The 9,015-nt window shown below is 66.6% G+C and carries 19 protein-coding genes; 16 read left to right on the forward strand and 3 right to left on the reverse strand.

Annotated elements, in window-relative coordinates:
• Window positions 1-126: 126 nt before the first annotated feature.
• Both BMZ21_RS29310 and BMZ21_RS29315 read right to left on the reverse strand, forming a co-directional pair.
• Window positions 127-597 carry a hypothetical protein gene (locus tag BMZ21_RS29310; RefSeq protein ID WP_091843547.1) on the reverse strand — a complete coding sequence of 157 codons (471 nt, stop codon included), beginning with the start codon at window positions 595-597 and terminating at the stop codon, window positions 127-129.
• 59 nt (window positions 598-656) lie between these two features.
• Window positions 657-902 (reverse strand): helix-turn-helix domain-containing protein, encoded by a 246-nt coding sequence (locus tag BMZ21_RS29315; RefSeq protein ID WP_167561803.1) that lies wholly within the window; start codon window positions 900-902, stop codon window positions 657-659.
• On the opposite strand from BMZ21_RS29315, the gene BMZ21_RS29320 reads away from it, so the two are divergent.
• The 3 genes from BMZ21_RS29320 to BMZ21_RS29325 all read left to right on the forward strand — a co-directional run bounded on the left by BMZ21_RS29320 (window position 901) and on the right by BMZ21_RS29325 (window position 2,186).
• Window positions 901-1,647, forward strand: coding sequence for an XRE family transcriptional regulator (locus BMZ21_RS29320; RefSeq protein ID WP_091843550.1), 747 nt, complete (start codon window positions 901-903; stop codon window positions 1,645-1,647). The two genes, BMZ21_RS29315 and BMZ21_RS29320, sit on opposite strands and share 2 nt — an antisense overlap.
• 108 nt (window positions 1,648-1,755) lie before the next feature.
• Window positions 1,756-1,905, forward strand: a complete 150-nt coding sequence (locus BMZ21_RS30530; protein ID WP_167561804.1) for a hypothetical protein — start codon at window positions 1,756-1,758, stop codon at window positions 1,903-1,905.
• Window positions 1,902-2,186: a hypothetical protein gene (locus BMZ21_RS29325; protein WP_091843553.1), complete on the forward strand. Its 285-nt coding sequence runs from the start codon at window positions 1,902-1,904 to the stop codon at window positions 2,184-2,186. The genes BMZ21_RS30530 and BMZ21_RS29325 overlap by 4 nt, the downstream gene beginning before the upstream one ends.
• On the opposite strand, the gene BMZ21_RS29330 is transcribed toward BMZ21_RS29325, so the two are convergent.
• The gene (locus BMZ21_RS29330; protein WP_091843557.1) at window positions 2,161-2,514 is read right to left on the reverse strand and encodes a hypothetical protein; all 354 of its coding nucleotides are present in this window, start codon (window positions 2,512-2,514) and stop codon (window positions 2,161-2,163) included. The genes BMZ21_RS29325 and BMZ21_RS29330 overlap by 26 nt on opposite strands.
• Window positions 2,515-2,695: 181 nt before the next feature.
• On the opposite strand from BMZ21_RS29330, the gene BMZ21_RS29335 reads away from it, so the two are divergent.
• The 13 genes from BMZ21_RS29335 to BMZ21_RS29390 are packed head-to-tail and all read left to right on the forward strand — an operon-like array spanning window position 2,696 to window position 8,911.
• Window positions 2,696-2,890, forward strand: a complete 195-nt coding sequence (locus BMZ21_RS29335) for a hypothetical protein (RefSeq protein WP_091843560.1) — start codon at window positions 2,696-2,698, stop codon at window positions 2,888-2,890.
• A complete protein-coding gene (locus tag BMZ21_RS29340) occupies window positions 2,890-3,480 on the forward strand; it encodes a hypothetical protein (protein WP_091843563.1) in 591 nt (196 codons plus the stop codon). Before BMZ21_RS29335 ends, BMZ21_RS29340 begins: the two co-directional genes overlap by 1 nt.
• Before the next feature lie 3 nt (window positions 3,481-3,483).
• Window positions 3,484-3,753 (forward strand): DUF2312 domain-containing protein, encoded by a 270-nt coding sequence (locus BMZ21_RS29345; RefSeq protein ID WP_091843566.1) that lies wholly within the window; start codon window positions 3,484-3,486, stop codon window positions 3,751-3,753.
• Window positions 3,750-4,319, forward strand: coding sequence for a hypothetical protein (locus BMZ21_RS29350; protein WP_091843569.1), 570 nt, complete (start codon window positions 3,750-3,752; stop codon window positions 4,317-4,319). The genes BMZ21_RS29345 and BMZ21_RS29350 overlap by 4 nt, the downstream gene beginning before the upstream one ends.
• Window positions 4,316-4,501: a hypothetical protein gene (locus BMZ21_RS29355; RefSeq protein WP_091843572.1), complete on the forward strand. Its 186-nt coding sequence runs from the start codon at window positions 4,316-4,318 to the stop codon at window positions 4,499-4,501. Before BMZ21_RS29350 ends, BMZ21_RS29355 begins: the two co-directional genes overlap by 4 nt.
• Window positions 4,494-4,655 (forward strand): hypothetical protein, encoded by a 162-nt coding sequence (locus BMZ21_RS30535; protein ID WP_167561805.1) that lies wholly within the window; start codon window positions 4,494-4,496, stop codon window positions 4,653-4,655. Before BMZ21_RS29355 ends, BMZ21_RS30535 begins: the two co-directional genes overlap by 8 nt.
• Window positions 4,648-5,043 (forward strand): hypothetical protein, encoded by a 396-nt coding sequence (locus BMZ21_RS29360; RefSeq protein ID WP_091843574.1) that lies wholly within the window; start codon window positions 4,648-4,650, stop codon window positions 5,041-5,043. The genes BMZ21_RS30535 and BMZ21_RS29360 overlap by 8 nt, the downstream gene beginning before the upstream one ends.
• Window positions 5,040-6,161 carry a DNA polymerase III subunit beta gene (gene dnaN, locus BMZ21_RS29365; RefSeq protein WP_091843577.1) on the forward strand — a complete coding sequence of 374 codons (1,122 nt, stop codon included), beginning with the start codon at window positions 5,040-5,042 and terminating at the stop codon, window positions 6,159-6,161. Before BMZ21_RS29360 ends, dnaN begins: the two co-directional genes overlap by 4 nt.
• A 4-nt stretch (window positions 6,162-6,165) precedes the next feature.
• Complete coding sequence (locus BMZ21_RS30685; RefSeq protein WP_208862403.1) at window positions 6,166-6,537, forward strand: hypothetical protein; 372 nt, start codon at window positions 6,166-6,168, stop codon at window positions 6,535-6,537.
• Window positions 6,515-7,228, forward strand: a complete 714-nt coding sequence (gene thyX / locus BMZ21_RS29375) for an FAD-dependent thymidylate synthase (protein ID WP_244544082.1) — start codon at window positions 6,515-6,517, stop codon at window positions 7,226-7,228. Before BMZ21_RS30685 ends, thyX begins: the two co-directional genes overlap by 23 nt.
• Window positions 7,225-7,461 carry a PDDEXK-like family protein gene (locus BMZ21_RS29380; RefSeq protein ID WP_143079844.1) on the forward strand — a complete coding sequence of 79 codons (237 nt, stop codon included), beginning with the start codon at window positions 7,225-7,227 and terminating at the stop codon, window positions 7,459-7,461. Before thyX ends, BMZ21_RS29380 begins: the two co-directional genes overlap by 4 nt.
• Complete coding sequence (locus BMZ21_RS29385; RefSeq protein ID WP_091843588.1) at window positions 7,461-7,733, forward strand: hypothetical protein; 273 nt, start codon at window positions 7,461-7,463, stop codon at window positions 7,731-7,733. The genes BMZ21_RS29380 and BMZ21_RS29385 overlap by 1 nt, the downstream gene beginning before the upstream one ends.
• A gap of 14 nt (window positions 7,734-7,747) precedes the next feature.
• A complete protein-coding gene (locus tag BMZ21_RS29390; protein ID WP_167561806.1) occupies window positions 7,748-8,911 on the forward strand; it encodes a tyrosine-type recombinase/integrase in 1,164 nt (387 codons plus the stop codon).
• Window positions 8,912-9,015 lie beyond the last annotated feature (104 nt).

Raw genomic sequence — 9,015 nt, forward strand, 5'->3', positions numbered from 1 at the left:
CGGCAGCCGGAGGGGGAACGGCAAGGGGCGCAAGCCGGCCGGAGCCGGCGCAGCTGATGCAGGCCGGGCGCGTGCCGTCCTGCGTGATGATGCGGAAGCCGCGGCCGCGGCAGCCGGGGCAGGACGTCATGCCGCGCCTCCGGCCAGCTGCGCCGCGATGAACTTGCGGAAGGCTTCGGCCCGGGCGATCAGGTCGCTGAGATCGCGGTCGGCCCGGGCGGCATCGGCGCGGGAGAAATCGCCGTCGAGCGTGCCCTGCGCGAAGCCGGCGACCAGGTCGGAATACTCCTGGCTGATCGCGGCGACGGCGGCGAAAGGGTTGGCCGGCAGCGGGCCATCCGGCCCGGCCTTGCGTTCCAGCTGGTAGCCGAGCAGGTCGGCCTCGACGCGGGTCGCCAGCGGCTCGCCGCATTCGCGCTCCAGCAGCAGCTTGCCGCGCACCGTCAGGAGCGCGCCATGCTCGCGGTTCTTGACGTAGCTCATCATCGTCTGGCCGAGCCCGACGATGCCGGCGGCGCGCTTCTGGCCGCCGCAGCGGTCGATCAGATCGCCATGGGACGCCTTGATCCGGAAGAACTCAGCATCGTGCTGGGACATCGGTGGCCTCGGTGATGACGGGGCGCGCGATATCAATCGCGCCGGCGGGCGACGTTGGGTTAGGAAGCGGGGCAGTCGGCTTCAGTCGGCTCGGATGTGGATTCCGGCGCGGCATCGGCAGGTTGGACAAAATCGCTGAGGGCAACTTCGCCGCCCGTCGCCTCGGAAATCTTCACGACCGTGTCGAACAAGGGCCGGCGAGCGCCGCTGAGAATGCGGGTGATCGTCGACGCAGGAACGCCGGCACGAGCCGCAAACTGCGTCGGCTTGAGCTTGTTCTGTGCGAGGTAGGACGCGAGGTTCATGTTCGTTGACTTGCCATATGGCAAATCTGACGTCAAACGATTTTGCCAATTGGCTCTGGATAGCACCACGCCGGGTCGCGATCCTCGCCATATGGCAAGAACCCGCATCAGAGAATTCCGAGAGCAAGCCGAAGTGAGTCAGGAGCAACTGGCTGACGCTGTCGGGATCTCGGTTTCGCAAATCTCTCGGATCGAGCGCGACGAGCGCGAGCCGCGACTGGACGAGATCATGAAGATCTCGCATCGGCTAGGCGTGGCGGTAGCAATCCTGATCGGGGAGGAGGAAGAGCCCGATCCGGTGCCGGTGGTTGGACGCATCGGCGCCGGCGGATCAATCGACACATCGACCGAGCAGTTTGACGTCGCCAACCCGCTTTACGTGATCGAGCCACCTTTTGCTCTGCCCGCGGACGCGCTGGCGCTTGAGATTCACGGTGAAAGCATGTGGCCCCGCTATGACCACGGCGACGTGATCATCGTCTCGATGCACGGCAGCGATATCAAATCCATCATTGGCTTCGAGGCCGCGGTCGCGACCGAGGATGGCAAACGCTATCTGAAGCGCGTTATCGAGGGCTCGCGGCGGGGCCTGTTCAATCTCGAAAGCCACAATGCTCCGGCGATGCGGGACGTGAAGGTGACCTGGGTCAGCGAGGTGATTACCGTTGTTCGGGCTAGCCAAGTGAAGCGAATCAAGGATCACGCCAGGAGAAGCATTCAAAGGCAGGTCCGCGCCGCGTTGTAAGACAGGATTGCCAAACGGCTGAACGATTTTTGCCGATTGGCAAAATCAATTGACGGTGATTTTGCCATATGGCAATAGTGCTCCATCGCAACCCGATGGAGCACGCCCGTGTCTCTGCCCTATGTCCCGCAAACGCCGCATGAGGTCGCCCGCCGGCTGATCCTGCGCCGCTGGCTGTCGACGCTGGTCGACCTCTTCGCGCTGACGCTCTTCGTCGCCGCCGTGCTCAGCTGGGCCGCCTATGGAGCGGGCAGGTGAGCGCGGCCGTTCCCACCTTCGACGAATTCTGCCGCGTCTGGCCGATGCGCGACGAGGCGGAACGGGCCGAAGCCCGGATCGCGTTCGGTGAACTCCCCGAGGACCAGCGCGCCCGCGCCGTGGCCGGCGCCGAGGTGCTTGCCGCCATGCATCAGGAGCTGGGCGGCGACCGGAAGCGAGCCGCCCGCGCCATCCGTTCGGGTGGCCTTGGCGGCTGGGCCGAGCTCGGCCGCATGGTGCCGGAGTATCGCGAACTCAATCGCCGCGCGAGGCCGGCGTGATGTCAGCGCGCGTCACTGTCCGGTACCCGAACAGCCAGGACATCAGGGCGCCGTATCCTCGCCCCTGCGACGGCCATTGCGCCTCCGGCACGCTGTTCCAGAACGCCAGCGCCCGGCTCTGCCGGTGTGGCTGCCGCGGAATGAGCATCGCCACCGCCGGCAGCAGGAAGCGCCGCGCCAGCATGGCCCGCTCGACCAGTTCGGCATCGGTCGCCTCGTTCAGGTCCTGGGCCAATTCGGCGCAGGCGTGCCGGGCGGCAGCAAGGGCGCTCAGGCAGTGCTCTTCCAGTTCGGCGCGCGTCAGCGGCGCCTCTCCGAAGCTTTTCATGCGTGATCCTCAATCAGTGACGGTGGTTGGGGTTGCGCGGCCCGCGCCGACTGCGAATCGGCGCGGGCCACTCCCGATGCTCGCCAGAGTTGCTGGAGCGGCAAGCCGCGAGGCGCGCGCCCGTGCCCCGCCGGGCCAGTTCTCCCCGCTGTCCACCGTTCGCATCCCCCGGAGAACCCCGATGTCCCGCACCCAGACCTATCCCCGCCCGCCCGCCGTCCCCGTGCCGGAGGCGATGGCCGATTACATCATCGACCGCATGGCCGCCGTCGGCTCGGTCGATCGCGACATGCTGCTGCTGAGGTTCAGCGGCGAGCAGATCGACAAGCACTTCGCGGCAGCCACCGACATCGCACGCGAGAAGGGCGTCCACTGATGGGCGCCGTGGTCGCTCTGGCGCCCCGGGCGCCGGCCGCGCCGGAGCGGCCGCAGATCACCCTGCCGATGCGCGTCGCGCTCGGCCTGCTCCACGCCGGCCCGCTCTATCTCACCGGCAGCCGGGCCGATCACGGTTCCGCCGGGCGCTGGCGCAGCCGCGCCCGGCCTGACGCGGTCGTGCTCGACCAGACGGTCGAGGCGCTGGAGCGGCGCGGCTATGTCGCCGTGCGCGACTACGTTGCCGGCGAGGTCCGCCGCTGGTGCGCCCAGCTGGCGCCGGAGGGCGAGGCTGCCTATCGCGCCATCGGCGGGCTTTATGCCGGCGCGCCGCGCCTCCCGCCTGATGTCGAGATGACGCTGGAGCGCCTCGACGACGCGCTCGCGCGGGTCGGTAGCGAGCTGGAAGGCCTCGCCACGGAGGCTGCGGCCATCACCCCGCGGATTGAGGCGGCGCGGGACGAGATCAGCCACGCCATCCGCGACAATGAGCGCGTCACCGCCCGCATCGCCGAGCTGACCCGCCTCGCCGGCAGCCTCGGCGGCCATCGCGACGCCATGCGCGCCCTGCTGATCGAGCGGAGGCGCTGAGCCATGGCTTATCCGCAAAACGATTCAGGCGGAGACGAGCCGATCCAGGGCGATCAGCTCAAATCCATCGTCCAGCGCATCGAGCGGCTCGAGGAAGAGAAGAAGACGATCGCCGACGACATCAAGGAGGTCTACGCCGAGGCCAAAGACAACGGCTACGACACCAAGATCCTGCGCAAGGTCGTCGCGCTGCGCCGCCGGGATCTAGACGAGCGCAAGGAAGAAGAGGCGATCCTCGATCTCTATTTGCAGGCGGTGGGAGAGTGCGCATGAGCGCCCCCTTCACTCCCGGCCTGCCGCCAGCGGGCGCTTCCTCCGCCTTCATCGGCCGCGACGCGCACGGCAACGTCTATCTGCTGCGCTGGCATGAAACGAACGGCTGGGAAGCGCTCGGCTGGGTCGGCGCCGGCAAGGCCGCCATGCCGGCGCTGCGCCATCCCGCCGGTCAGGATCAAGGCCTGATCGTCGGGCATGCGCGAGCGCCGGGCGTCGCCATGGCTGCCGATGACTGGAGCTATGCCTTCGACGGCAGCACACTGCGCGACCGCTTCGGGGGCAGCTTCATGGCGAGTGAGCCCGACGCGAACGGCAACGTCTCGGTGCTGATTTCACAGGCGGACGCACATGCGATTGTAGCGGCCCTCGGAAAGCCCGGCGCCGAAGACGTCGAACTAGCTGTCCTGCACCTGCGCCAGCAGCTTGAACGGCGCATGCAAGCTGCCGTCGTCAATGCCGATTGCATGAACGTCCCGGTCGACGAGGTACTCTCCGACGCGACGCTCGCTGTGCGTTACGCCGAGCTCTCCACCCTTCTGGCCGGGCAGGAGGCAGGCCAATGATCGCCTGGCTCGACGCCCTCCTGCCGCCGCTCGATCCGACGATTGGCTTCTGGCTGCTCGTCGCCATCGCTGTCGAAGCCTTCGTGGTCTGGGCCTACCGACGCGCCCGCCAGCGCGCTGACGCGCTGCCCGATCTCTATGGCGAGGCCCATGGCGACGTCACGAGGCGTCCCGATGCCTGAGCCCCGCCGCATGGCCGCCTTGGCGCTCGCCATCGTCCTGGTCGTCGCCTTCACGCTGCTGATCGCCCGGCTGCGCCAGCCGCCCTGCGCGCGCGAGCCGGAAGGCAGCCTCATCCGCTTCCTGCACTGCAACGGAGGAACCCGCCATGGCTGACGTTCGCATTCCCCTGCCGTCCTGGCCGAGCCTGACAAACTGGCTGCGCGCCATCCGCATCCGGCGCGAGAATCGCCAGCGCCATGCCTTGCAGCTGCGGGCGATCGCCACCCTCAAGCGCAGCATCGAGGGGAAGCAGATCTCGCTTCGCGAGACCTATACCGCCATCGACAATCTGCTGCTGCACTTCCGTACGGCGCGCTGCAGCGATGAATGCCTTGTCGGGCAGCGCGCCCTGGCCCTCGATCGCAACGCGATGCACGAGGCACTGGCGCGTGCCCGCCGTGGCGAGATCGAGGATTGCATCATCCATCTCAGCCGCGGCCTGCCTCCGGAATTCGCCGGCATCGCCGACGCACTTGAACGCCAGCTGGAGCGCGGCCGGTGAAGCTCACCATCGAACGGTCACACCTGCTGAAAGCGGTCGATCCGGCGGCGAAGATCATCCAGCGCCGCAACACGATTCCGATCCTGAACAATATCAGGATCGCCGCCGAGGGCGGCGAAATCACCGTCACCGCCACGGATCTCGACATCGAGATCAGGTCGACGGCGCCCGCCGATGTCGAGACCGACGGTGCCGTCACGGTCCCGGCCGACCAGCTGGTCGATCTCGTGCGCCACCTGCCCGATGGCAGCCAAATCGGCTTCACGCTGGAGCACGACACCCGCCTCAGCATGCGCTGCGGGCGCTCCCAGGCGCGACTGCCGACGCTGCCGGCGAGCGACTATCCGGATATCGCCCCCGGCGAGATGACGCATCGCTTCGAGCTGCCGGGCGAAACCATCACCGCCCTGCTGCGTGACACGAAGTTTGCCGCATCGACAGAGCCGACCTCGTTCATTTGCGGTGTGCACTGGCATCAGGTCGAGGGCGACAGCGGCCCGCTGCTCGCCGCCGTCGCGACTGACGGCAGCCGCATGCTGGCCCGCCGTGCCGCAGCCTTGCCTGAGGGCGCAAACGGCTTGCCGGCGATCACGATCCCGACCAGGGCGGTGAGCGAGATTGCAAGGCTGGTCGAAGAGGAAAAGACCGATGTGGCCATCGCGCTCAGCGAAACCAAGATCCGCGTGATCATCGGCCAGACCCTGCTGACCTCCAGCCTGATCGTCGGCGGCTTTCCTGACTACGAGCGCGCCATACCGAAGGACACGCCCAACGAGGTTACTGTCGAGGCGGCGCCGCTGCTGGCCGCGATGAAGCGGGTCGCGATCATCGCCGATCGGGAGCATATCCGCGCCACGGTCTTCTCCTTCGACGATCGCAAGCTGACGCTGACCATGGCCAACCAGGCCTCCGGCGATCTGCGCGAGGAGGTCGCCTGTGACTTCGAAGGCGAGCCCTTCGCGATCGGCTACGACCATCGCCTGCTGACAAAACTGCTCGGCGCCATCGGTGGCGACACCGTGCTGATGCGCATCGGCGGCGAAAGCAACCCCAATACAATCTTCAGCAGCCACGCCGGCAGCGACATGTACGCGCTGCTCGCGCGGATCAAAGGGTGAGCGGATGATCCCCTGTGACAGCCCGACGAAGGCGGCCAATTGCGGGCAGGCCGCCGAATACCGGATCAAGGTTGGCCGCACGGTCCACTGGCATGTCTGCGAGCACTGCCGCAGCTTCTTCTTCAAGGGGCATGCGGCCAAGCCGCTAACGGCCGAGGAGCACATCGCGGCGCGAGACGGCGTCATTGATGCGGTTCGCGACGACCTGCTTCGCCGCTCCCAGCTCGGGATCAAGAAATACGGCACCACGCTGGAGCGCAAGGATCTCAACCTGCGCGACTGGCTGCAGCACACCTACGAGGAGCACCTCGACGCTGCAAACTACCTGAAGCGGGCCATCATGGAGATCGACAGTGAAAATCCCTCACCCTTCTGATGCCGGCAATACCATGCTCGTCCTCGATCACGGGCTTGTTCGCCTCGTCGATCACATGGGTTCCGACCTGTCGATCGTGCGCGCGGCTCGCGTCAGCTACGACGCGGCTTGGCGCGCCGGAGAGGATGAGGGCAGCGACAAGCGCCTGATCAACTACCTCGTTCGCAATCGGCATACGACGCCGATCGAGGCGGTCGAGTTCCAGTTCGAAGTGAAGGCGCCGATCTTCGTCCTGCGCCAATGGCACCGGCACCGCACATGGACCTATAACGAGCTCTCGGCCCGATATCGCGAGCTGCCGGAAGAGTTCTATATTCCCGAGCCGCAGAACGTCGGCGTGCAGAGTGCGTCGAACAAGCAGATGCGCATTCTCGCCGAGGATGCCGGGGTCACGCAGGCCGATATCGACTTCATCACCGATCTCCAACGCCACTCGGAGCAGGGCTTCGCGCTGTATCGCAAGCACCTCGGCGACGGCGTGCCGCGCGAGTTGGCCCGACTGTTCCTCGGCCTCAACACCTACTCGCACCAGTTCGCGAAGATCGACCTGCACAACCTGCTGCACTTCCTGAACCTGCGGCTGCATTCGCACGCCCAGCACGAGATCAGAGTCTACGCCGAAGCGATGCTGGAGCTGATCCGGCCGATCGTTCCGGTTTGTGTCGAGGCCTGGGAAGCTGCCCGGCCATGAGCTACGCCATGGGCAACATGCTGGTGCTCGACGACGGCAGCCGCTGGGGGCCGTTCACCTCGCACTGGGCGGCCGTCGCCGCAATGCTGCGGCTGGGTGACCGCGAGTTCACCAGTCTCGGCGATGACGATGCATACGATCTGCTGATCGAGCGTGACGTCAGGATGCATGTCGTCCAGATCGAGCACACGCGGTTGCAGCGCCAGATCGCGGCAGCCGAGGGCATCGACTGATGACCGCCACCGCGAAGCGCCCCGATATCCTGCCGCTGTCGCTGCCGCCGCGCGGCGTGAACCGGCTGCAGGCATCGGCCTATGTCGGGGTGTCCGCGACCAAGTTCGACGAGATGGTGGCCGACGGCCGCATGCCGAAGGCCAAGCGGATAGACGGCCGCGTCGTCTGGGATGTGCGCCGGCTCGACCTTGCCTTCGACGCCCTGCCCGAACAGGATGGCGGCGCCGGCGAAGACGCCGAAGCCGACCGCTGGAACAAGGTCGCGGTCTAGTGCCGGGGAATGACGTGCAGATCGACCTGCGCCACGTCTACGAAGACGAAGATCGCCACGGCAATGTCAGGATCTATTTCTGGCGCGGCAAGGGCCATCGCAAGATCCGCATCCGCGAGGATGCCGGCAGCAAGGCGTTTCGCGACGCATATGACGTCGCCTTCGCGCAGGACACGCTGATCAGGCCGAAGACGCGGGAGCATGCGGCCGGACACGCCCCGCATGCGACGCTGACCCTGCCGAAGCCCGGCACCTATCGCTGGCTCTGCGCCCGCTACATGGCCGAGTGCCCGGAATATCTGCAATGCGATCCGCAGACGCGCCGGACGCGCATGCAGATCCTCGAGGCGACCTATGACGAGCCGATCGCGCCGGGCGCGAAGGACACCTTCGCCGACATGCCGCTCGAATATCTGAGCCTGAAGGCGCTCTATGTCCTGCGCGACCGCAAGCTCGACCTGCCGGGCGCGGCGAACAACCGGGTCAAGGCACTGCGTCAGGTCTTCAAATGGGCGGTGGCGCCGAATGTCGGAATCGCCAAGGTGAACCTGGCGCGCGATATCCAGCTCTTCAAGCCGGCGAACGCCGACGGCTTCCACACCTGGACGATCGAGGAGGTGCGCAGCTTCGCAAGGCGCCACCCCCTCGGCACCAAGCCGCATCTGGCCCTCGGCCTCCTGCTATTCACCGGCGTGCGCCGCTCGGACGTCGTGCTGCTCGGCCGGCAGATGGTCCGCAAGGGCTGGCTGCACTTCACCGAGAAGAAGAACGGCCGCCGCAAGCCGAAGGCGCGCCAGCTGCCGGTGCTGCCGGCGCTGCAGCACATCATCGACAACTCGCCGGCCGGCAACCTGACCTTCCTGGTCACCGAGTACGATCGGCCGTTCACCGGCAACGGCTTCGGCAACAAGATGCGCGACTGGTGCGACGAGGCGGGCCTGCCGCAATGTTCTGCCCATGGCCTGCGCAAAGCCGGCGCGACGATCGCCGCCGACAACGGCGCGACCGAGCATCAGCTGATGGCGATCTTCGGCTGGGAGAGCCCGAAGCAGGCGGCGCTTTACACCCGCAAGGCGAACAGAAAAAAGCTCGCCGGCTCCGGCATGGCCTTCATCGACCTCGGTGATCTCGACGGAATCGAAGAGGTCGACGATCCCGATTCCGAGGACGAAGCCTGAACAAATCTTTCCCACTTTCGAGCCGGGTTGAAGGCAGTGGGAAAAATCAGGCGAAAAAGCGCAATGAAATCAATAGGAGACTAGGAAAGTGGTGGGCCGGGCCG

Origin of the sequence: Allobosea lupini, assembly GCF_900109525.1 — a bacterium.
In the GTDB taxonomy this organism is placed as follows: Bacteria; Pseudomonadota; Alphaproteobacteria; order Rhizobiales; family Beijerinckiaceae; genus Allobosea; species Allobosea lupini.